The 20106-nt window shown below is 72.3% G+C and carries 25 protein-coding genes; 14 read left to right on the top strand and 11 right to left on the bottom strand.

Going from position 1 to position 20106, the window contains the following annotated elements; all coding sequences use genetic code 11:
* Positions 1–1193, top strand: a 1193-nt coding sequence (locus ACTWQH_RS29425) for an aminotransferase-like domain-containing protein (RefSeq protein ID WP_443289831.1), incomplete at its 5' end; no start/stop codon positions are given.
* 207 nt (positions 1194–1400) lie between these two features.
* Positions 1401–1931 (top strand): RICIN domain-containing protein, encoded by a 531-nt coding sequence (locus tag ACTWQH_RS29430; RefSeq protein WP_443289832.1) that lies wholly within the window; start codon positions 1401–1403, stop codon positions 1929–1931.
* Here the strand turns inward: ACTWQH_RS29430 and ACTWQH_RS29435 are convergent.
* From ACTWQH_RS29435 to ACTWQH_RS29455, 5 genes are all read right to left on the bottom strand, one after another.
* The gene (locus ACTWQH_RS29435; RefSeq protein ID WP_443289833.1) at positions 1903–2685 is read right to left on the bottom strand and encodes a helix-turn-helix domain-containing protein; all 783 of its coding nucleotides are present in this window, start codon (positions 2683–2685) and stop codon (positions 1903–1905) included. The genes ACTWQH_RS29430 and ACTWQH_RS29435 overlap by 29 nt on opposite strands.
* 63 nt (positions 2686–2748) lie before the next feature.
* The gene (locus ACTWQH_RS29440) at positions 2749–3060 is read right to left on the bottom strand and encodes a hypothetical protein (protein ID WP_443289834.1); all 312 of its coding nucleotides are present in this window, start codon (positions 3058–3060) and stop codon (positions 2749–2751) included.
* Positions 3057–3380: an AbrB/MazE/SpoVT family DNA-binding domain-containing protein gene (locus ACTWQH_RS29445; RefSeq protein ID WP_443289835.1), complete on the bottom strand. Its 324-nt coding sequence runs from the start codon at positions 3378–3380 to the stop codon at positions 3057–3059. Before ACTWQH_RS29445 ends, ACTWQH_RS29440 begins: the two co-directional genes overlap by 4 nt.
* A gap of 78 nt (positions 3381–3458) precedes the next feature.
* Positions 3459–4046: a GNAT family N-acetyltransferase gene (locus ACTWQH_RS29450; protein ID WP_443289836.1), complete on the bottom strand. Its 588-nt coding sequence runs from the start codon at positions 4044–4046 to the stop codon at positions 3459–3461.
* Between the two features lie 30 nt (positions 4047–4076).
* Positions 4077–5120: a glycoside hydrolase family 26 protein gene (locus tag ACTWQH_RS29455; protein WP_443289837.1), complete on the bottom strand. Its 1044-nt coding sequence runs from the start codon at positions 5118–5120 to the stop codon at positions 4077–4079.
* 255 nt (positions 5121–5375) lie between these two features.
* On the opposite strand from ACTWQH_RS29455, the gene ACTWQH_RS29460 reads away from it, so the two are divergent.
* Together ACTWQH_RS29460 and ACTWQH_RS29465 are read left to right on the top strand one after the other, a co-directional pair.
* Entirely contained in the window at positions 5376–6671 is a 1296-nt protein-coding gene (locus tag ACTWQH_RS29460; protein WP_443289838.1) for a carboxylate--amine ligase, read from the top strand.
* Complete coding sequence (locus tag ACTWQH_RS29465; protein WP_443289839.1) at positions 6656–7873, top strand: NAD(P)-binding domain-containing protein; 1218 nt, start codon at positions 6656–6658, stop codon at positions 7871–7873. Before ACTWQH_RS29460 ends, ACTWQH_RS29465 begins: the two co-directional genes overlap by 16 nt.
* Positions 7874–7938: 65 nt before the next feature.
* Here ACTWQH_RS29465 and ACTWQH_RS29470 read toward each other — a convergent pair whose 3' ends face one another.
* Positions 7939–8589, bottom strand: coding sequence for an FMN-dependent NADH-azoreductase (locus ACTWQH_RS29470; RefSeq protein WP_443289840.1), 651 nt, complete (start codon positions 8587–8589; stop codon positions 7939–7941).
* 154 nt (positions 8590–8743) lie between these two features.
* Here ACTWQH_RS29470 and ACTWQH_RS29475 point away from each other — a divergent pair, with 154 nt between their 5' ends.
* The 10 genes from ACTWQH_RS29475 (at position 8744) to ACTWQH_RS29520 (ending at position 15777) form a co-directional block, all read left to right on the top strand.
* A complete protein-coding gene (locus tag ACTWQH_RS29475) occupies positions 8744–9181 on the top strand; it encodes a winged helix-turn-helix transcriptional regulator (RefSeq protein WP_443289841.1) in 438 nt (145 codons plus the stop codon).
* Positions 9182–9209: 28 nt separating this feature from the next.
* Positions 9210–10049 carry a hypothetical protein gene (locus ACTWQH_RS29480; protein WP_443289842.1) on the top strand — a complete coding sequence of 280 codons (840 nt, stop codon included), beginning with the start codon at positions 9210–9212 and terminating at the stop codon, positions 10047–10049.
* Positions 10050–10059: 10 nt separating this feature from the next.
* The gene (locus tag ACTWQH_RS29485; RefSeq protein ID WP_443289843.1) at positions 10060–10401 is read left to right on the top strand and encodes a rhodanese-like domain-containing protein; all 342 of its coding nucleotides are present in this window, start codon (positions 10060–10062) and stop codon (positions 10399–10401) included.
* Positions 10402–10491: 90 nt separating this feature from the next.
* Positions 10492–11436: an ATP-binding cassette domain-containing protein gene (locus ACTWQH_RS29490; protein WP_443289844.1), complete on the top strand. Its 945-nt coding sequence runs from the start codon at positions 10492–10494 to the stop codon at positions 11434–11436.
* A complete protein-coding gene (locus tag ACTWQH_RS29495) occupies positions 11433–12209 on the top strand; it encodes an ABC transporter permease (protein ID WP_443289845.1) in 777 nt (258 codons plus the stop codon). Before ACTWQH_RS29490 ends, ACTWQH_RS29495 begins: the two co-directional genes overlap by 4 nt.
* 31 nt (positions 12210–12240) lie before the next feature.
* On the top strand, positions 12241–12933 hold the full coding sequence (locus tag ACTWQH_RS29500) for a class I SAM-dependent methyltransferase (protein ID WP_443289846.1): 693 nt from the start codon (positions 12241–12243) through the stop codon (positions 12931–12933).
* A gap of 135 nt (positions 12934–13068) precedes the next feature.
* Positions 13069–14535, top strand: a complete 1467-nt coding sequence (locus tag ACTWQH_RS29505) for a helix-turn-helix domain-containing protein (RefSeq protein WP_443289847.1) — start codon at positions 13069–13071, stop codon at positions 14533–14535.
* A gap of 208 nt (positions 14536–14743) precedes the next feature.
* On the top strand, positions 14744–15064 hold the full coding sequence (locus ACTWQH_RS29510; RefSeq protein WP_443289848.1) for a hypothetical protein: 321 nt from the start codon (positions 14744–14746) through the stop codon (positions 15062–15064).
* Positions 15065–15111: 47 nt separating this feature from the next.
* Positions 15112–15285, top strand: coding sequence for a hypothetical protein (locus ACTWQH_RS29515; protein ID WP_443289849.1), 174 nt, complete (start codon positions 15112–15114; stop codon positions 15283–15285).
* Between the two features lie 207 nt (positions 15286–15492).
* Positions 15493–15777 carry a hypothetical protein gene (locus ACTWQH_RS29520; protein WP_443289850.1) on the top strand — a complete coding sequence of 95 codons (285 nt, stop codon included), beginning with the start codon at positions 15493–15495 and terminating at the stop codon, positions 15775–15777.
* Positions 15778–15956: 179 nt separating this feature from the next.
* Here ACTWQH_RS29520 and ACTWQH_RS29525 read toward each other — a convergent pair whose 3' ends face one another.
* The 5 genes from ACTWQH_RS29525 to ACTWQH_RS29545 form a co-directional block, all read right to left on the bottom strand.
* Positions 15957–16940: a hypothetical protein gene (locus ACTWQH_RS29525; protein WP_443289851.1), complete on the bottom strand. Its 984-nt coding sequence runs from the start codon at positions 16938–16940 to the stop codon at positions 15957–15959.
* Positions 16940–17239: a hypothetical protein gene (locus tag ACTWQH_RS29530; protein WP_443289852.1), complete on the bottom strand. Its 300-nt coding sequence runs from the start codon at positions 17237–17239 to the stop codon at positions 16940–16942. The genes ACTWQH_RS29525 and ACTWQH_RS29530 overlap by 1 nt, the downstream gene beginning before the upstream one ends.
* Before the next feature lie 2 nt (positions 17240–17241).
* Positions 17242–17679, bottom strand: coding sequence for a hypothetical protein (locus tag ACTWQH_RS29535; protein WP_443289853.1), 438 nt, complete (start codon positions 17677–17679; stop codon positions 17242–17244).
* A gap of 66 nt (positions 17680–17745) precedes the next feature.
* Positions 17746–19266, bottom strand: a complete 1521-nt coding sequence (locus ACTWQH_RS29540) for a hypothetical protein (protein WP_443289854.1) — start codon at positions 19264–19266, stop codon at positions 17746–17748.
* Complete coding sequence (locus ACTWQH_RS29545) at positions 19263–20105, bottom strand: hypothetical protein (RefSeq protein ID WP_443289855.1); 843 nt, start codon at positions 20103–20105, stop codon at positions 19263–19265. Before ACTWQH_RS29545 ends, ACTWQH_RS29540 begins: the two co-directional genes overlap by 4 nt.
* Position 20106 lies beyond the last annotated feature (1 nt).

The raw sequence follows: 20106 nt of genomic DNA on the forward strand, positions 1-20106 counted from the left end.
CCACCCCCACCTCCACCCCCATCACCAGCGACCCCGGCGTCGACATCTTCGAGGCGCTGCGCGCCGCCCCGGCCCGGATCGACCTCACCCCAGGCGTTCCCGACCTGGCGGCGTTCCCCCGCGCGGCCTGGCTGCGCGCCGAGCGCGCGGTGCTCGACGGCCTGACCCCGGCCGACTTCGGCTACGGCGAGGCGCGCGGCGCCCCGGCGCTGCGGCTTGCCGTCGCCAACTGGCTGGCCCGCAACCGGGGCATCCGCGCCGACCCAGACGAGATCCTGATCGTCGCGGGTGTCGCCCAGGCCCTCGCCCTCCTCGCGCAGGTGCTCCCCCGCCACGGCATAGGCGAGGTCGCCGTGGAGGAGCCCAGCTCCCTCGGCGCCCGCCTTCAGCTCCGCGACGGGGGCATCCGTACCCCGCCCGTCCCCGTGGATGGTCACGGCGTCCGCGTCGACGAGTTGCGCGCCACCGGCGCCCCGGCGGTCCTCCTCACCCCCGCCCACCAGTTCCCGACCGGGGTCGTCCTCGGCGGCGAGCGCCGCCGCGCCCTGATGCGCTGGGCCGCCGAGGATCCCGGGGGGCGGCTCATCATCGAGGACGACTACGACGCCGAGCACCGCTACGACCGCCCGCCCGTCCCGGCTCTCCGCTCGATGCTCCCGGAGGGCGTCTGCTACACCGGCAGCGTCTCCAAGCTCCTCGCCCCGGCGTTGCGCGTCGGCTGGGTGCTGCCGCCCGCGCGCCTCCGCGCGCCCCTCGTCGACGCCAAGCGCGGGGCCGACCTGGGCAACGCCGCCCTGCCGCAGCTCGTCCTCGCTCACCTGATGGAGTCCGGCGCGTTGGAACGCCACCTGCGCGCCCTGCGCCGCCGCCACCTCCGCCGCCGCGACGCCGTGATCAACGCCATCCGCGCCCACCTCCCCGAGGCCACCGTCCACGGCGCGGCGGCGGGCCTCCACCTGACGATCACCTTCGACGAGCCCGGTCCCGGTCCCGGTCCCGGTCCCGGTGAGGCCTCCGACACCGCCCTCGCCGCCGCCGCCCTCGCCCGGGGCGTGAAGTGCCACCCCCTCTCCTGGCACGCGCAACGCCCGCACCCGCCCGGCCTCGTCCTCGGGTACGCCGCCAGCGGCACCGCGGAGATCGCCGAGGCCGTCGCGGCCCTGGCCGGGGCGCTGCGGGAGGTGAGGCCCTGAGGTGTCACGTTCCGTGGCCTTGTTCGGCGGCTCACTCACACGGGTGTCGGCGTAACGTTCCGGCGCCTGACGACAGCATCAGGCGCAGTTCGGTCGGAAAGCCCACTGGGGCACGATTCGCGGATCGCACGCCGATCGGAACCGCCGGCACGTGAGGCGTGAGAGGCGTGTGGTGCGCGCGGAACGAACACCCCAGGAGGGAACAGCATGTTAAGCCGCATTGTCACCCGGCTCGTGGTCGTCGTGGCCGCGCTGCTGGGGCTGGTGGCCGGGACGCAGTCCACCGCCGGCGCCCAGCCGCCGGGCTACGACTTCGGCCCGTACCGGATCGTCAACGTCAGCACCGGGGGGCACCTGCTGCCCAACGACTACGGCTTCAACCACAACGACAACATCTGGATCTGGGCGTGGGACGCGGCCAGCAACGGCGACAGCTGGAACCTCGAGGACGTCGGCTCCGGGTACTACATCATCCGCAACACCGACACCGGCAAGTGCCTCACCCCCTCGCAGTTCACGTACGGGGCCAAGACGTACGTGACGCAGAAGACCTGCGGCGGCGGCTACGAGTTCCAGTGGTATCTGGACGCGCGGCCCAGCAACCCCCGCCAGGTTCAGATCATCTCCCGCGCCTCCCAGGAGGCGATCCGGCCCTACTACGACCAGCCGAACCAGGTCGTCGTGATGGACTCCCCGAGCGAGGCGGACGTCAACTACTGGTCACTGACCCGCCTGTGACCGCGATCCCCTGATTCCCGCCGTGCCCTCCGAGGCCCAGTCGGTCGCTGAGGGCACGGCGGCCTGCCGGGGTGAGGGCGACGGCGCGCGTGGTGCCGATGCGGGTGACCCAGGCGGCGTCGACCGCGTGCCGGTAGAGCGCGGCGCCCACCCAGCCGCCGAGGTGGTGGCGGCGTTCGGTCCAGTCCAGGCAGGGGCGGACCAGGGCGCGGCGGCCCGCGCGCGGCTGCGGCGGGGCGATCCCCAGGGCGGCCAGCCACGTCGTGCCGTCGGGGGTGAGGGCCAGGCCACCGTCCCAGCGCAGCAGGCCGCGTTCGGTCATGGCGTCGGCGATGGCCACGCCCAGCTCCCCGGCGAGGTGGTCGTAGCAGGTGCGGGCGCGGCCCAGGGCGCGGCGGCGGCCGTCGGCGGGGAGGGAGCGGGGACGGGGAGGTGACGCGGGGACAGCCGAGCCGTCCGGCGCGAAGGCGGCGAGGTGCTCGACGAGTTCGGCCGCCTCGTGCCCGGCCAGCCGGACGTACCGGTGCCGCCCCTGCCGCACCTCGGTCAGCAGCCCGCCGCCGACCAGCAGGTTCAGGTGCCCGCTCGCGGTCGAGGCCGCCACCCCGGCGTGGCGCGCCAGCTCCTTCGCGGTCCAGGCCCGGCCGTCCATCAGCGCCAGGCAGAAGCTCGCGCGGGTGGCATCGGCCAGCAGCCCGGCCACCGCCGCCACCGAGGGGGCAGGAGCCTCACGACCCCGCGCGCGTTCGTCCATGCCGCCCATCATGCCCCGGGGACGGTTCGGCGTCGGCCGAAGCCTCCGGGCGAACCGCCGGGGCTACGGCTCGCGGTAGATGCTGTGATCGCCGATGCGGCGCCACACCAGCAGGGCCTCGCCATCCTCGGATTTGTCCAGATGGAAGGTCGCGCGGCCATCGGGAGAGGCGAAGTTCCAGGTGAGGGAGTAGACCTCGCTGTTCGACAGGCGGTGGATGCGGAGCCGACGTGGCCATGGCGGTGTCCCGGCGAAGCTTCCCGCTTCGATGGCCGGGAGAAAGTGTTCGCGCAGGGCTTGCATGAACATCTTCTGGTGTTGTGGGGGAAGCCGGGCCAGGTCGCGCCGGAAGGATTCAAGAGCGCGGTACTTCATCGTGCGGGGCCTACGGGGCCGCCTCCGTCCGTGATGTCCACGAAGTCGGCGAGCAGCTCTTCGGCGTCGGCGTAGTCGCGAAAGCGTCCCTGGGTGAGGTCGTCCTCGGCCTCCCTCTCGGCTGCCTGGTGCCCTTTGGACCAGAACCACATCTCGTCCACAGGCACGGGCAGGGCAGGCCGGAGCTCGAGAACCCCGTCCTCTCGTTCGGTGATCTCGACCTGAGCGCCCGCCTCATCCAGCCGGTACTTGCGCCGCAGCTCCGCGGGGAGCGCGACGGTGCCGCGTCCCTGGACCGCGAGGAACCCGTGAAATGCCATGAGGACAGTCTCCGTCATCGCGCACATGCGGGCAAGCCGTTTTGCGGCAAAGCTGCTTTGCCGCAAGAACTGCCTGGCTCACGAGAGGTGCTCCTGCCGATGGCCCCACTCCCCCCGGGTCACGGCGTACTCCACCTCCCCGTGCTCGGATCCCTCGATCGCCTCCGGCCAGTCGGCGAAGAACGTGCGGGCGTAGGCCAGGCCCGCCTTCTCCATCACGCGGCGGGAGCGGGCGTTCACCGCCATGGTGACGGCGATCACGCGCTCGACGCCGAGCTCGGTGAAGCCCCGGCGGACGAGGGCCCGCGAGCCCTCGGTGGCGTAGCCGCGGCCCCAGGCGGCGCGGTTCAGGCGGTAGCCGAGCTCGACGACGGCGGCGCTGTCATCGGCCAGCGGCCGGAACTCGAACCAGCCCAGGAAGCTGCCGGTGGCGCGCTCCTCCGCGGCCCAGTAGCCGGGAAGCCCGCCCAGGCCGGCGTAGCGGCGCTGCAGGCGGGGCAGCACCCGGTCGCGGACCTCCTCGCGCGGCGTCGGGCGGCCGCCGCTGAGGTAACGCATCACCTCCGGGTCGCCGTCCAGCGCCACGAGGCGGTCCTCGTCGGCCGGGGCGTCGGTGAAGGCCCGCAGCCGCAGGCGTTCGGTCTCCAGGAAGGTGCGCGCGTCCATCCGCCGATTCTCGTCGCGCTCGCCGGGGCGTCAGACGCAGCCGAGAAACGGGATGACCACGCAGTCGTCGCCGCCCGGGCGCGGGCCGAGGGCCGGGGCGTCGGCGAGGGCGGCGCGGAAGACGGCGGCGGAGGCGGGGTTGGAGGGGCAGCGCCAGACGCCGTGCGGGCAGTAGTCGCTGATCGTGTGGTAAACGGGGCGGTGTTCGTCGATCCACTCCAGCATTCGCCGCACGTATTCCGGATTGTCGCCGTTGCGGAACAGCCCCCATTCGGGAAAGGAGACCGGCTTGCCGTGCGCGGCGGCGAACTCGACGTGGTCGCGCAGGCCGTAGGGCTGGCTGACGTGCTCCTCGAAGGAGCTTCCCGCCGGCTGGTCGTAGGTGTCGAGCCCGATGATGTCCACCACGTCGTCGCCCGGATAGCACTCGTCCCAGCCGATGGCGTCCCGCCCCCGGCTCGGCGCGAAGTCGAAGCGGAACTCCTGCCCGTCCACCGCGCGCATCGTCTCCACGACGCGGCGCCAGTACGCCCGCCACGCCGCCGGGTCGGGCGCGCAGCGGTGGCTGTAGGTCGAGCCGTTCATCTCCCAGCCGAGGACGATCACCGTGTCGCGCAGGCCGAGGTCCACCAGCCGGCGGGCGAGGGTGCGGAAGTGGTCGTCGAAACGCCCCTCGGCGCCGTCGGCGAGCAGGGCGGCGACCTCGTGGTCCGGCAGGGCCGCCTCGTTGCGCTCCAGCATGGGGACGTTCAGCACGAACAGCCGGTCGGCCGCGGCGCGCCGCCACTCCGCCCACGGCCGCAGGAACGCCGGCCGGCCCTCGATGTTCGACCACAGGTCGCCGGGCAGGTAGGTGTGGCCGACGGTGATCTCGGCGTCACCGCCCAGCCACCGCTCCAGGTGCGCGGCCTGCTGGGTGCCCTCGGGGCCGGAGCCGAGGAACGCGCCGACGGCGGGCTCCGGCCGGCCCGGCTCGGCCGGCTGGGCGCCCGCGCCCGCCCCGGCGAGGGCCAGCACGGCCGCCGCGAGCAGCATCGGCGCGGCGACGGCGGCCGTTCGCGATCCGCGCGGCATGGCGGACGACTCCCTTCGTCTTCTCTTCGTCTTCCTCTTCGCCTTCGGTTGCGGTTGCGGTTGCGGTTTCGGTTCGCCTTCGGTTCGCCTCGGCTCTCGACCATCATGATGTGCCGAAAACGTCCGGCCCGATTAAACACACCATCCCTTGAATGAGCCGCTGGAATGTTTTTCTGCTAGTCCGATCGTGGGCTTCATTCGCCATGTGACGCCATGTGAGCGGGAAACGGGCCGCCGTCCCGGAACATCGCTCCCATGCTCGATACGCCGCTGGATACCGATGTGCCCGCGCTGCTGCTGCGGCTGGACCGGAATCCGTTCCACCACGGCTCGCTCGGCGCCGTCAGGTCGCTGGGCCGGGCCGGCGTCGAGGTGCACGCGTTCGTGGAGTCGCCGCGCGGGCCGCTGGCCCGCTCCCGGTACCTCCACGGGCGGCACGTGCTCGTCCCGCCCCCCGACGCGGAACGGGCGCTGCTGAGAGCCGCCGAACGCATCGGCCGTCCCGCCGTGCTGCTTCCGATGGACGACGCGGGCGCCATCGTCGCCGCCCGCCTCGCCGAGCGGCTGCGCGGGCGTTTCCTGCTGCCCGCGCAGCCGTGCCCCGGGGCGGTGGAGCGCGCGGCGGACAAGGCGGAGCTGGCAGGGCTGTGCGGGCGGCTGGGCATCCCGCACCCCCCGACGGCGCTGCCCGGGAGCGCGGCCGAGGCGCGGTCCGCCGCCCGCGAGCTGGGCCTGCCGGTGATCGCGAAGTGGTCGCGGCCCTGGCTGCTGCCGCCGGGCGGTGAGGGGCTGCGCAGCACGACCGTGCTGGGCGACGAGACGCAGGCGGGCCGCCTGTACGAGCGCGGCGCCCGCGAGGCCGGGCCCGGCAACCGCCTGCTCCTGCAACGCCTCCTGCCGGGCGGGCGCCGCTCCGACTGGTTCTTCCACGGCTGCTTCGCGGAGCAGGGCCGTCTGCTGCTGGGCGGCACCGGCGTGAAGGAGCTGTCCTGGCCCGTCGGCGCGGGGCTGACGGCGCTGGGCCGCTGGCTGCCGAACGCCGAGGTGGCGGACGCGGCGCGGCGGCTGGCGTCCCACCTGGGCTACGCCGGCGTGCTGGACCTGGACTTCCGCCGGGACGCCGCCACCGGGGCGTACCACCTGCTGGACGTCAACCCGCGCCCCGGCGCGCAGTTCCGGCTCTTCACCGACCGGGCGGGGCTCGACGTCGTGCGGGCGCTGCACCTGGACCTGACGGGGCGGCCGGTCCCGGCGCCCGCGCCCCAGCCGGGCCGGGTCTTCCTCGCGGAGAACTACGGCCTCGCCTCGGGCCTGGTCTCCGCGCTCACCGGGCGAGGCGGGCCCGGCCGCCTCGGCCGGCGCGTCGAGACGGCCTGGTTCGCCACGGACGACCCGGCGCCGTTCTGGGCCATGGCCCACGGCTGGGGCCTCGGACGCATCACGCAACGCGCACGACGCAACGCATCACAAGCCGCAAAAGGTAGAGAAGCCCTACAAGCCGCACAGCGGGACAAGGCCGAGAAGGAGAGAACGCGATGCATGACCTGGTAGTGGTGGGCGCCGGACCGTACGGGCTGTCGATCGCGGCGCACGCCGCCTCGGCCAAGCTGGACGTGCGGGTGCTCGGGCGGCCCATGGCGTCCTGGCGGGACCACATGCCCGACGGGATGTTCCTGAAGTCCGAGCCCTGGGCCTCCAATCTCTCCGACGCCGCCGGCGAACGCACCCTCGCCGCCTACGCCGCCACCCGCGGCATCGTCGCCGAGCACGGCCACCCGCTGCCGATCGGCACCTTCACGGACTACGGCATGTGGTTCGCCGAGCGCGTGGGCGTGCCCGTCGAGGAGCGGACCGTCACCGCCGTGGCCGCGCACGGGCGCGGCTACCGCGTCGAGACCGCCGACGGCGAGGCGCTGCTGACGCGGAGCGTGGCGCTGGCCATCGGCGTGATGCCCTTCGTCCGGCTGCCGCGCGCGCTGCGCGGCCTCGAGCCGGCGTTGGCCTCCCACAGCAGCCACCACCGCGAGCTGACCGGCTTCCGGGGCCGGGAGGTCGCGGTGATCGGCGCCGGACAGGCCGCGCTGGAGACCGCGGCGCTGCTGGCGGAGACCGGCGCCCGTCCCGTGGTCGTCGCCCGCGCCGGGCGAGTGAACTGGAACACTCTGCCGCAGCCGCTGGAGCGCGGCCGGCTGGCCCGGCTGCGCGCCCCGCACAGCGGCCTCGGCATCGGCTGGAGCAGCTGGGCCTGGTCGGAGATGCCGCGCGCCTTCCGCCTGCTGCCCGGCGGCATGCGCGCCCGCATCGCCGCCACCGCCATGGGCCCGGCCGGGGCCTGGTGGCTGCGCGACCGCGTCGAGGGCGTCGTCCCCGTCCGGCTGGGGCACCGCCTGCTGCGGGCGGTGCCCCTGGGCCGGAGCGACGGCGTTCGCCTGGAACTGTCGGCGAACGAGTCGGCGGACGACGCGGCCGACTTCACGGTGGAGACCGGCCACGTGATCGCCGCGACCGGCTTCGTGCCCGACCTGCGGCGGCTTCTCGTCCTCGACCCGGGCCTGCGCGACCAGCTCGCGACCGTGCGCGGGACGCGGGCGCCGGAGCTGGACGCCGGCTTCGAGTCCTCGCGGCCCGGCCTGTTCTTCGCCGGGCTGGTGGCCGCGCCCTCCTTCGGCCCCTCGATGCGCTTCGTCTACGGCGCCACGTTCACGGCCGCCCGCCTGGTGGCCGGCGTACGGCGGCGGCTGGCGACGACCTGAGCGGGCGGGGGCCGAAGCCCCCGCCCCGGCCTGTCCCCGGCCTGTCCCCGGGCGGGCCGGGGCCCTCAGGCGGCGAGCTTGGAGGCCAGCGTCTTCGCGCAGTCGCGGGCCTCCTCGTGCGCCTTCTCCCGCGAGGCCTCGAACTTCTCTATCAGCTCCTCCATCCCCGGCGTGACCGGCGCGAGCGTCAGCTCCGGGACGATGAAGGTCACGTCCATCTTCAGGGCGCCCTCCAACAGCCAGGTCAGGTAGGGGTGGTTGAAGTCGTTCCCCGCCATCGGGGTGCCGGGGGCGTAGGAGCCGCCGCGGCTGGTCACCACCGTGACCGGCTTGCCCTGGAGCGTGGTGTCACCGCGCCCGGCGGTGCGGCCCATGATGATCACGTGGTCGAGCCACGCCTTCAGGCCGGAGGGGACGGAGTAGTTGTACAGCGGCGCGCCGATCAGCACCGCGTCGGCCGACTCCAGCTCCGAGGCCAGCTCGTCGCGGAGCGCGTACACCGCCCGCTGCTCCTCGGTCCGCTGCTCCGCCGGGACGAACTGCAGGGCGTACGCCTCGCCCGTCAGGTGCGGCACCGGGTCGGCGGCCAGGTCGCGGTAGACCACCTTCCCCTCGGGGTGCTGGTCCACCCACGCCTGCCGGAAGGTCTGGGTGACGGCGCGCGAGACGGACTTGTCGCCGTTGATCGAGGAGTCGATGTGCAGCAGCGTGGCCATGGCCGGTGGTCCTTTCGAACAAGCGTGGGTGAGCGGTGGCGTATCCTTCCGCGAGCGCTCAGCTCCTGCGGAGGGGTACGCACCTAGTAATAACATAGGTGCTTACTTTTCTGCACCCCCTAACGTCTTCGCGGCCTTCCAGTACCCTGGTGTCATGGCGGGAGAGACGGCGGACACTGAGGCGGACACCACGGCGGACACCGGGCCCACGACGGCGCACACGGCGTGCACCAAGACCGGGATCGGGGCGTGCACCGAGCCCGAGAGCGCCCTGCTGCGCGTCTTCGAGCTCCTCGGCAAGCGCTGGACGGGCGTCGTCGTCGCCTCGCTCATCAGCGGCCCCGGCCACTTCGCGGAGCTCAAGCGGGCCATCCCGGGCATCAGCGAGCGGATGCTCTCCGACCGCCTCAGCGAGCTGGCCGAGCTGGGCCTCCTCACCCGCGAGGTCGAGCCAGGACCGCCCCTGCGCGTCAACTACGAGCTCACGGAGTCCGGCCACGGCCTGCGCGACTCCCTCACCGAGCTGACCCGCTGGGCCGAGCGGTATCTCCCGGAGGAGGGCAAGCACTGCCCCAGCGAGTTCCGCGACTGACCCCACCCCGCCCCCGTACGCTGTGCGGGTGACCAGCCAGCCGACCACGACCGGCGAACGCCTCGCCCAGGCCGTCCAGGCCGCCGAGACCGCGCTGATCGAGTTCGAGATCGCGGTCGAGACCTTCCGCATCGAGGTGGCGAACTTCTCCCGCCTCCACGAGCAGCGCCTCGGGCCCCTCCACGCCCGCCTCGACGAGCTCGACGCCCGCATCGCCGAGGCCGTCGCCGCCCGCACCGGCGACCCCGAGGACCAGCGCCGGGCCCGCGAGGCCCGCGACCGGGCCACGCCCCTGCCCAGCATCGGCGAGCTCTTCGGCCAACGCCGCGCAGCCGACCAGGCGACGGACCCGGCAAGGGACCCGGCGCCGGACCCGGCGGCAGACCAGGCCCCGGACCAGGCCCCGCCGCCCCCGCCCAAGGTCCGCGCCGACCCCGAGACCCGCAGGCTCTACCGCGACCTCGTCCGCCAGGCGCACCCCGACCTCGCCACCGACGAGCCCGACCGCGCCCGCCGCGACGCGTTCATCGCCCGCGTCAACGACGCCTACGCCCGCGCCGACGCCGACGACCTGCGCGCGCTGGCCGCCGAGTGGCGCGAGACCGGCGGCGAGCCGCGCCGCACCGGCGTCGCCGAGCTGACCGCCCGCCTGGAGTGGCTGGCCGCCCGCAAGGAACGCCTCGCCGAGGAGGCCGCCGCCCTGGAGGCGAGCGCCATCGGCGCCATGCTGCGCCTGGCCCCCGACGACCCCGACGCCCTGCTCGACCAGATCGCCGCCGACCTCCAGCGCACCCTCGCCGCCCGCGAGGCCGAGCTCGCCGCCCTCCTCGCCCCCGCCTCCGGCAGCACCCACCGCCCCGCCACGTAAGCTCTCCCCCATGGACTTCGCGCAGCTCCCCACCGCCACCCCCGACGCGATTCCCGCCGACGCCCCGCTGCTCGACGTCAGAGAGCCGGAGGAGTGGGCGGCGGGCCACGCCGAGGGCGCGCTCCACATCCCGATGGGCCAGGTCATCCAGCGCATCGACGAGATCCTCGACCACGCCGCCCAGCAGCCGCTGTACGTGATGTGCAAGATGGGCGGCCGCTCATCCCAGGTCGCGGCGTTCCTCAACCAGCAGGGCGTCAACGCCGTCAACGTCGACGGTGGCCTCGCCGCCTGGCAGTCCTGCGGCCGCCCCCTGACCAGCGACACCGGCACCGATCCCTTCGTGCTGTAACGCCCGCCACACCCCGCCCTGTCCCGCCACACCCCGCCTCCGACGCCCGCTCCGGATGCGGCCCTGCCACCCCCCTCCCACAATCGAATCGTGATTGAGATCGAGGGCGTCTCCAAGCGGTTCGGCGACACCCAGGCCCTGGACGGCATCGACCTCGCCATCGGCCGGGGCCGGGTGCTGGCCCTGCTCGGCCCCAACGGCGCCGGCAAGACGACCCTCGTCCGCGTCCTCACCACCCTCCTGCGCCCCGACGCCGGCCGCGCCCGCGTGGCGGGCTACGACATCGTCGCCGACGCCGCCACCCTCCGCGCCCACATCGGGCTCGCCGGCCAGTACGCCGCCGTGGACGAGCTGCTCACCGGCCGGGAGAACCTCGAACTCGTCGGCCTCCTCTACCACCTCCCCCGGCCCGAACGCCGCCGCCGCGCCGCCGAGGTGCTGGAGCGCTTCGACCTCACGGACGCCGCCGACAACCTCGTCCGCACCTACTCCGGCGGCATGCGCCGCCGCCTCGACGTCGGCGCCTGCCTGGTCGCCCGCCCCCCGGTCCTCTTCCTCGACGAGCCCACCAGCGGCCTGGACCCGCGCACCCGCAACCAGCTCTGGCAGTTCGTCCGCGACCTCCTCGCCGAGGAGACCACCGTGCTGCTGACCACCCAGCACATGGAGGAGGCCGAGGCCCTCGCCCACCACATCGCCGTGCTGAACGCCGGGCGCGTCATCGCCCAGGGCACCGCCGACGAGCTGAAGTCCCGCGTCGGCCAGGACGTGCTGGAGGCCCGGGTTGCCCGCCACGCCGACCTGGAGCGCGCCCGCGCCATCATGGCCGCCGTCGCCGACGACGCCGACCCCGCCGCCGTCCAGGTCGAGGCCGACGAACGCCGCGTCAGCGTCCCCACCGACGGCGGCACCAAGGCCCTCATCGCCGCAGGCCAGCGTTTCAGCGCCGACGAGATCGACCTGACGGACCTGGCGTTGCGCCACCCCTCCCTCGACGACGTCTTCCTGACCTACACCGGCGGAGGCGCGACGTGACGGCGGTCGCCCCGGCCGTCGCCGCCCGCGACATCGCGGGCGTCGCCCAGCGCAACCTGCGCCGCCTCGTCCGCACCCCCCAGCTCCTCGTCTTCACCGCCATCCAGCCCGCGATGCTGCTGCTCCTCTTCCGCTACGCCCTCGGCGGCGCCATCGTCATCCCCGGCGGCGACTACGTCGACTTCCTCGTCCCCGCCGTCTTCCTCGAGGCCGTCCTCATCGGCTCCATGGCCACCTCCATCGGCCTGGCCCAGGACGTGAAGGACGGCATCATCGACCGCTTCCGCAGCCTGCCGATGGCCCGCTCCGCCGTGCTCGCCGGGCGCACCCTCGCCGACCTGACCCGCAGCCTCTTCGCCCTCGCCCTGATGGTCGTCCTCGGCCTGCTGGTCGGCTTCCGCTTCCACAACGGCCTCTGGCCGATCCTCGCGGGCCTCGGCCTGGCCATCGTCTTCGGCTACGCCTTCTCCTGGCTCTACGCCACGCTCGGCCTGCTGACGAAGGACCCCGAAACGGCCCAGGTCGCCGGCATCCTCCCCTTCTTCGTCCTCGTCTTCTCCAGCTCGGCGTTCGTCCCGGTGACCACCATGCCCGACTGGCTCCAGGTGTTCGCCCGCAACCAGCCCGTCAGCCTCACGATCAACGCCATGCGCGCCCTCTTCCACGGCGGCCCCGCCTTCCACTGGGTCTGGCTCTCCCTCGTCTGGGCCGCCGGGATCTTCCTCGCCTTCCTCCTCACCTCCGCCTGGCTCTACCGCAACCTCACCGACTGACTGTCAGACCCCCCGGGTACGGTCGGGCAGCGTGACCTCCCCTGACGCCGAGCCGGACTTCCTCACCACCGCCCGCACCTTCTACGACACCATCGCCGCCGACTACGCCGCATGGGCCGACGCCGAGCTGGCGACCAAGCCCTTCGACCGCGCCATGCTCGCCGCCTTCGCCGACCTCGTGCGCGCCGACGCCACCGGCACCGGCCTGCCCGTCGCCGAGCTCGGCTGCGGCCCCGGCCGCATCACCGCCCACCTCCACGGCCTCGGCGTGGAGCCCGTCTTCGGCATAGACCTCTCCCCGGAGATGGTCGCCGTCGCCCGCCGCACCCACCCCGGGCTGCGCTTCGACGTCGGCTCGATGACCGCCCTCGACCTCCCCGACGCCTCCCTCCGCGCCCTCGTCGCGTGGTACTCGATCATCCACTGCCCACCGGAGGAGCTGCCTGGCGTCTTCGCGGAGTTCGAGCGCGTCCTTGCCCCCGGCGGCCACGCCCTCCTCGCCTTCCAGGTCGGCGACGAGCCCTCCCGCATCACCGAGCCCCTGGGCCACCCGGTCTCCCTCGACTTCCACCGCCGCCGGCCCGACCGCATAGCCCAGCTGCTCGGCGAGGCCGGCCTGACCCCGCACGCGCGCCTGGTCCGCGAGCCCGACCAGGGCGAGGGAACGCCGTACCCGGAGAAGACGCCCCAGGCGTACGTCTTCGCCCGCAAGCCCGGGAGCTGACCGCTACCGGGCAGACGTGCCCGGCGTCCCCGCGTGAGCCTGGTGGGATCCTGGTAGGGAGACACGTCGGGTGTTCGGGAGGGATCGGGAGGGAGCACGACGGTGGAGAGTGCGAAAGGGGGACGGCGGTTGCCCGTGGGACGGCTTGACGAGTTGCTGCGTGAGCTGGGGCGTCAGGCGTCCCGGGGGCCCGAGCCGGACCTGCGGCCGTTCCTCGACTGGTTGCACCGGCAGATCGGGGCGGACATCGCGCTGATCGGCGGCACCGTCGGCGCGCCCGCCGTGGAGGTGTCCACCGCGGGCTTTCCGCAGGATGTTCTGGCCCCGCTCGCGCCGGTGCTCGCCCGCTTATCCGGCGGACAGATAGCCACGGCGGCCACGCAGGCCGGCGCGTGGCAGGTGCGCTGCGAGGCGCTGGGGCCGGGCGGCCCGCGTCCGGTGCTGGTGGTGGCCGGCCCGGCGGCGTTGACGCCTGAGGCGGCCTCACTCGCCTCTCATGTCGGCAGCGTGGTCGCGCTCCTGCGCCGGGCCCGGGAGGCCGACACGACCTCTCGCGGATATCAGCACAAGGCACGCCAGATGCGGTTCGCCGTGTTGTCGGCCCTGATGACGGGCGATGTCACGCTGGCGCGCCGCATCACGACCGGTGACGTCCCCACACTGCTGGATGCCGACCGCGTGCGGGTTCACGTGCTGCACTGCACGCCAAGTGACCGTGATCGGCTGGCAAAGACGTACCAGGATCCGTCGGGCTACCACGGCCGGGACATGCTGGTGCACTGCCCCCACTACGCGGAGCACCTGATCTGTCTCATCCCCGACGGCACGGAGGACACGCGCACCGGCTGTGGCGAGGCGCTGCGCCACCTGGTGCGCGAGAACCCGCACTACGCGCTGGGCATAAGCGATCCCCACCCACTCGCCGCGACGGCCGAGGCATACGGCCACGCCCTGCACGCCCTCGCCGTCGCCCGCAACACCCCCGACCGCGTCGCCACCTACCACGGCCAGGCACCGCTCGCCAAACTCCTGCCCCGCCCCGAGTCCGTCACCTGGGCACGCGCGTTCCTGCGGCCCCTGCACGCCGCGCCCAAGCTCACCGTCGACATCACCCGCCTCGCTGTGGCCCTCCCTTCCCGGTCCGGCGTGGCCCGCCTGCTGGGCATCAGCCGCAACACCGTCACCACCCACGTCCGCCGCGCGGCAACGATGCTCGGCCTGGACCTGAACGACACCCGCGCCCGCGCCGCCGTCGACCTGGCCCTGACCATCACCAGCCCGCAGCCCGACGCCGAACTCCCGGCCCTCTCCCTGGACATGCTGCTCCACACCCCGCCCGCCACCACATGGGCCCAGACGTTCCTCAGGCCCGTTCAGGACACCCGCCGCCCCGCCGTTCACGCCACGCTGCGGGCGTGGATCGACGTCAACACCGACGCCCAGCGGACCGCCGCGCGCCTGGGCATCAGCCGCAACACCGTCAGAGCCCACCTGCGCGCGGCCGAACGCCTCCTGGCCCGCGACCTGCTGACCACCGGCACCGGCATCCACGACCTGGTCCACGCGCTCCACAGCACCGACGGCTTCCCCCACCCGGCGTAGCCCGCCCGCGTGCGTGCACCGTGCACGCACGCCTCAACGCTCTGACGTGCACGCCGCACCCCTCGGCCGCCCCGCTGAGCACCGTGCACACTCCGCGCCCGGAATCGAGCACCATGCACATTGGTTCGTCCCGGCACATCCTCTTACGGTCGCTTTCGAGGGAGGGACCTTCCCGCGACACACCAGCGACGCCCGAGGGGGAGACCACATGACACCTGTCCGACGCGTTCTCACGGTCTGCGCGGTGGCCGCCGCGCTGGCGGCGAGCGCCGGCCCTGCCGCGACGGCGGACCCGGCGGCGGCCCAGTGCCAGAAGCAGTACCGGGCCACGGAGACGGTGAACGTCCGCAACAAGCCCTCGACCGGCGCCGACGTCTTCGACGTCATCAGCAGGGGCGAGTCCGTCTGCGGGCAGATAGTGCAGGGGGACGACTACCAGGCCTGCGGCGACAAGACCTGGGAGTGGATTGAGATCGACTACGGCAGCCGTGACGGCTACGCGGCCGCCGCGTGCTTCTACGGGACGTGACCAGACGGTCCCTCGGGACCCACCAACCACCATTCAGGGGAGATGACATGACACCCATCCGACGCGTTCTCACGGTCTGCGCGGTGGCGGCAGCAGCCCTGACGGCGACCGCCGGCACCGCCCTGGCCAACACTCACCCCTGCGGGGACACCTACCCCACGGACGGCAACTGGCCGACGACCGCGGCCCCGCTGGACGGCACTTGGCCGACCGCTGACTGACGCCAGCTGAAGCCGTTCCGTCTCCAGGAGGGGGAGAGACGGGCCAGCAAGGGCCGGGACAGGGCGGGTGTGTACCCGCTCCGTCCCGGCCCTGTCGTTCTGGTCCGTGGTGGGCGGCGAGGAAGGCGGTCCAGGCGGTGGGAACCGGACGTGCTCGGCGATCATCCTGTAGGGCGAACCCGAACCGAACGAGAAGGTGGGGACCCCATGACGGCACACGATGCCGCCGGGCCGATCGAGTTCAGCTACGTCATCACGTTCCACTACAAGCCCGAGCCGAACACGTACGAGTCGCGGACCAGCGAATGCTCGGGGGTGATCACGTTCCCGCCCGGCACGACGCGCCACGAGGCGTTTCACCAGATCCGCGAGAAGCACCTGACCGAGATCCTCGCCGACTGGAAGAAGTCCTGGCTGGGCCCGAGCCCGGAGGAGTTGAGGGAGGCACACCAGGTGATCTTCTTCTCCCTGGAACCCAACAGGCTCGACTGACGCCCCGGCGTCGGACACCGGCGGCCCGCTCACGGATGCGGCATGCGCCGCCGCACGTCGGGATCGCCGATCGCCTGCGCGGCGCGTAACACCTCCACGCCCTTACCGATGGCCGGTTCGGCTAACGCCGACTGTCCTAGGTTTCCGGATCGTACTCGTCCAACTCCTGCGGGTGTCGCTCAGCGGGTAGAACCGCCTCCGTGCTCGATGAGCCGCATGAGCGTGTCGGCCGCGTCCTTGACCGGATTGCCCAGGCCGGGGATGGGCGCCGGGCGGCGGGCGCCCCAGCCGGGAGAGACGCTGTACTTCGTGCCGTTGAGGGCAAGGGACACGGTCATGCCGCCGGTGATTCCTCGCTTCGATGCCTCGACCTTGGCGAGGGGGGCGCTGTCGATGGGCCGCCGGTTGCTGTCCAGCAGCGTGAGAACGTCCTCATCCCGGTCGATGGTGACGAAGCCGTGCTGGGCGAGCGGGCGCAGGCCCTTGCCGATCTGCACCTCGTCGAAGACGATCGGGGCCTGCGGCGAGGCCAGCACCGGGTGGGGGCCCTGGCCGGAGTCGCCGGGGACGAACCTCAGCGTGGCGGCCATCCGGTCGGCCAGTTCCGCCATCCCCGGAACGGCACCGCTGACCCAGGTGGCGTCCAGCACCAGGATCTCCTTCGGGCACTCCTCCGTGAGCAGCAGGTGGTACAGCATCTCCCACCTCGCCGGCTCTCCCTCGTGTCCGGGGTTGGGAACGGGAGCGTCGTGAATGCGGCAGGCGGGGCCGGCGGGCAGTTCCACCGTCGTGATCTCCCGCCTGCGGGTGGGGTCCGCCTCGGCCTCGGCGGCCGCCTCGCGCGCGTGGCGCACGACCGTCTCCAGGGTCCGGTCGTGATCGGGGACCTCCCGCAGGGCGTTGACGCTGGCGGGCGACAGGGGCAGGGCGTTGCTCGGCACCGGCGGCACGTACACCACCACGGGGCCGACCCTGAGCTCCGACGACCCGTCCCAGTTGTGCTTCATCAGCTCGCGAACGCCCCTGGCGTACCGCTTGTTGTGCCGTCCGCCCCGGTCGGCGACCTGCTGCGCGACCCGCTCGGCGCCGTCGGGGAGGTTGACGTCCAGCAGCAGCCACTCCTCGGACGCCGGGTAGTCGAACGTGGGCACCCACTCGGTCATCAATCAGCTCCCTTGCCTTTGCCTTCCGCCTTCGCCCAGGGCGTCCGCCGGCCGCCTCGTGCCCAGGTCCTCGCCGGCAGCCACTCCCCGTCGGCCGGATAGTCAATCCGGAGCGTCCACTCCGTCATTGGGCGTGGCTTATCGTCCGAGCCTCGCGGCGTGAACCGCAGCGAGGCGGCCATCTGATCGGCCAACTCGACCATCCCTGGGCCGAGGGCGTTGGTGGCCCAGTCGGCAATGAACAGGACGATCTCTTTCGGGTACTCCTCGGCCAGTACGTAGTAGTGCACGTTTTCCACGGTCACCACCCCTGCGTGGCCAGTGTCGATAGGGAACGCTCATGCACGCGGCAGGCAGAACCCGCAGGCAGTTCGACGGCCGTGACCTCCGCCTCCGTCGGGGCGTCTGTCGGCTTGCGGGCTCTGACCATGATGGCCTCCATGGTCCGCTCGTGGTCGGGGATGAATGGTCTGGTGTACACGCTGGAGGGCGTGAAGCCCGGCACGTCACGCCACACGTGCGGCACGTACACCACCAGGGGCTCGATTCTGTCCTCCCGTGTCCTGGCCCAGGTGCGCTCCAGGTGTCCGCGTACGGCTTTGGCGTACCGCTTGTTGCGCCGTCCGCCGCGTTTGGCGACTTGCTGTGCGACCCTTTCGGCGGCGTCTGGGAGGTCTGCGTCCATCAGCAGCCATTCCTCGGACGCCGGATAGTCGAATCGAGGCACCCACTCGGTCATCGCTCGGCCCCTCCCCACTCGTGCCGTATGTCGACCGCCCGGTCTTCGGCGGACGGGTGTTCGTGCTCAGTCGGTCGTGCCGCCTCCACGCTCGATGAGCTGCATGAGTATGTCGGTCGCATCCTTGACCGGATTGCCGAAGCCTGGGATGGGGAGGGATGGGCGGCGGGCGCCCCAGCCGGGGGAGACGTTGTACTTCTCGCCGTTGAGGGTCAAGGACACGACGGTGCCGCCGGTGATTCCTCGCCTCGATGCGTGGATCTTGGTGACGGGTGCGCTGTCGATGGGCTGGCGGTCGCTGTCCAGCAGCGTGAGGACGCCCTGCTCGATCGTGACGAAGCCGTGCTGCGCGATCGGGCGCATGCCCTTGCCGATCTGCACCTCGTCGAAGGCGACCTTCGCCTCGGGCGCGGCTAGCACCGGCCGTGGGCTCTCGCCTGAGCCGCGGGCGGTGAGCCTCAGCGAGGCAGCCATCTGGTCGGCCAGCTCCACCATGCCCGAGCTGAAGGCGTCGCTGACCCAGTGCGCGTTGAGCAGAAGGATCTCCTCCGGATACTCCTCGGCAAGCACATGGTGGAGCACGTTCTCCACCGCCGCACCGGCGTCGCCCGTGTCGAGGCTGAACGTCTGTCGCACGCGGCAGGCAGGCCCAGCCGGCAACTCCACAGCCGTGATCTCCGCATCCTCCGGGGTGATAGTGGGATCGCGCATCTTGGCCATAAGGGCCTCCATGGTTCGCCCGTGATCGGGGGTGAACCGATTGGTGTTGACGCTGGCGGGTGTCAGGAGAGGCGCGTTGCGCCAGGCGTGCGGTACATACACCACGACGGCCGCGGTTCCCTCCTCCCTCGCCCCCTTCCACGAAAACTCCAGGTGCTCACGCACGGCCTTGGCGTATCGCTTGTTCTCCCGCCCGCCCCGGTCGGCGACCTGCTGTGCGACTCGCTCGGCGCCCCCTGGGACATTCACGTCCAGCAGAAGCCACTCCTCGTCTGCCGGGTAGTCAAAAACCGGGACCCACTCCGACATCATGTCTCCCTCGCCGTTTTCTTCTGTCATCCGCTGTTCTCCTCCGTCTTGAGGGGCTGCACGGTCAGGGAGTCGGCCATCTCCTCGGCCGTCACCATCGCCCTCGGGGTGACTGCCGGGCTGGACCAGGACACCGAGAACTTGAAGACACTCTCGGGGCATTCGGCAGGCCGGGCCCGCCGGGAGCTCCACGACCGTGATATCCGGCTTCCGGAACTGGTCGGGCTGTGGCTGGCTGACCAGGTCGACAATCGCTTCCATGGTGCGTTCCTGTGGCGAGACGAGCCGTCCCTGGACGTATGCGATGATCGGCACCCGAAGGTGGGAGTCGAGCGGCACGGGTGGCACGTAGACGGCGACTGGCGCGGCGCGCCGTTCCCGCATCTCCTCCCAGATCGTCTTCAACTCCGGGTACACCTCTTCGGCGTACTCGCGCATTCCCTCGCCCTCCCACTCCGCAATCTCGCGCGCCGCGCGTTCGGCGCCGTCCGGGCTGCTCACCACCAGCGGTAGCCATCCAGCTGCGGGACAGCCGAACTGGGAGACCCACTGCCTCACCGGATCAGCGCCTCGCTCTCCTGGCGGGAGAACTCACCCACATCGAAGGGCTCGTCGCTCAATGACACCCCGGGCGCGTCGGAGAAGGGAAGGTTCCAGTCCATGGACCAGCCCTCGGACGGATGGATCTGAAGGGGAGTGTTCATCTGCAATCCGGCGGTCTCGTCATGTGTCCACAATGTCGTGGCCGTGCCGACGCCCCAACTAGCCACCTCGCCGGCGCCCGCCCAGCTGGCAGTGTTACCCATGCCTGCGATGTTGCTGCTGGCGAGGGTCGAGTCGGTGAGGCCCATGGCTTCCCGCCAGCTCCCTGCCCTCTGCCACTCGCGTGGGCGGAAGCCGCCCCTTAGGCTTTGGCCCAGGTCCGGCAGCGTGCGGCGCAATTCGGCCATCGGGCCGGTGCAAAGATCGGCTGTCTCCCGCAGTTGGCGTCTGGCGGCGTTCGCCAAGCTTGGCTTCCCCCCGTAGATCCGGTACAGGCGGTACCTTTCCGAGAGGGGCGCGTTCTTCGGGATGCGCGCCAACGCGGCGTCGCTCACCTCGTCGATCCTCTGAGCCGCCTGCGTGCGAATGCTCCGTGCCGCAGCCCCCGCGACCCGGCCGACGCCGAAGGTGAGCAGGCCAATGGAGTCCAGCAACACGCCATGCCAGTCTCCGTTTACGAGGTTCGCCGCGAGGGAGACGACAGTGGCGATCGTGGCGACGGCGGCGAGGGCCTGGCCCAGGACCGGAACCCAGCAGAGGGCCAGCGAGGCTATACCCGCGTACATGGCTATCTGCCCGGCGATTTCTCCGACGATGGCCATGACATCCTGGAACGCGTCCCAGGCGGCGCCCATG

The organism is Streptomyces sp. 6N223 (assembly GCF_052246635.1).
GTDB lineage: Bacteria > Actinomycetota > Actinomycetes > Streptomycetales > Streptomycetaceae > Streptomyces.

Excerpts from the sequence above, each read along its gene's own strand:
- ACTWQH_RS29455 (WP_443289837.1), bottom strand. The coding sequence starts at position 5,120 with ATGCCGCGCGGATCGCGAACGGCCGCCGTCGCCGCGCCGATGCTGCTC.
- ACTWQH_RS29470 (WP_443289840.1), bottom strand. The coding sequence starts at position 8,589 with ATGGCCACGCTGCTGCACATCGACTCCTCGATCAACGGCGACAAGTCC.
- ACTWQH_RS29525 (WP_443289851.1), bottom strand. The coding sequence starts at position 16,940 with ATGACCGAGTGGGTGCCCACGTTCGACTACCCGGCGTCCGAGGAGTGG.
- ACTWQH_RS29460 (WP_443289838.1), top strand. The coding sequence starts at position 5,376 with ATGCTCGATACGCCGCTGGATACCGATGTGCCCGCGCTGCTGCTGCGG.
- ACTWQH_RS29465 (WP_443289839.1), top strand. The coding sequence starts at position 6,656 with ATGCATGACCTGGTAGTGGTGGGCGCCGGACCGTACGGGCTGTCGATC.
- ACTWQH_RS29485 (WP_443289843.1), top strand. The coding sequence starts at position 10,060 with ATGGACTTCGCGCAGCTCCCCACCGCCACCCCCGACGCGATTCCCGCC.
- ACTWQH_RS29475 (WP_443289841.1), top strand. The coding sequence starts at position 8,744 with ATGGCGGGAGAGACGGCGGACACTGAGGCGGACACCACGGCGGACACC.
- ACTWQH_RS29435 (WP_443289833.1), bottom strand. The coding sequence starts at position 2,685 with ATGGACGAACGCGCGCGGGGTCGTGAGGCTCCTGCCCCCTCGGTGGCG.
- ACTWQH_RS29510 (WP_443289848.1), top strand. The coding sequence starts at position 14,744 with ATGACACCTGTCCGACGCGTTCTCACGGTCTGCGCGGTGGCCGCCGCG.
- ACTWQH_RS29535 (WP_443289853.1), bottom strand. The coding sequence starts at position 17,679 with ATGACCGAGTGGGTGCCTCGATTCGACTATCCGGCGTCCGAGGAATGG.
- ACTWQH_RS29450 (WP_443289836.1), bottom strand. The coding sequence starts at position 4,046 with ATGGACGCGCGCACCTTCCTGGAGACCGAACGCCTGCGGCTGCGGGCC.
- ACTWQH_RS29520 (WP_443289850.1), top strand. The coding sequence starts at position 15,493 with ATGACGGCACACGATGCCGCCGGGCCGATCGAGTTCAGCTACGTCATC.
- ACTWQH_RS29430 (WP_443289832.1), top strand. The coding sequence starts at position 1,401 with ATGTTAAGCCGCATTGTCACCCGGCTCGTGGTCGTCGTGGCCGCGCTG.
- ACTWQH_RS29545 (WP_443289855.1), bottom strand. The coding sequence starts at position 20,105 with ATGGGCGCCGCCTGGGACGCGTTCCAGGATGTCATGGCCATCGTCGGA.
- ACTWQH_RS29515 (WP_443289849.1), top strand. The coding sequence starts at position 15,112 with ATGACACCCATCCGACGCGTTCTCACGGTCTGCGCGGTGGCGGCAGCA.
- ACTWQH_RS29440 (WP_443289834.1), bottom strand. The coding sequence starts at position 3,060 with ATGAAGTACCGCGCTCTTGAATCCTTCCGGCGCGACCTGGCCCGGCTT.
- ACTWQH_RS29445 (WP_443289835.1), bottom strand. The coding sequence starts at position 3,380 with ATGGCATTTCACGGGTTCCTCGCGGTCCAGGGACGCGGCACCGTCGCG.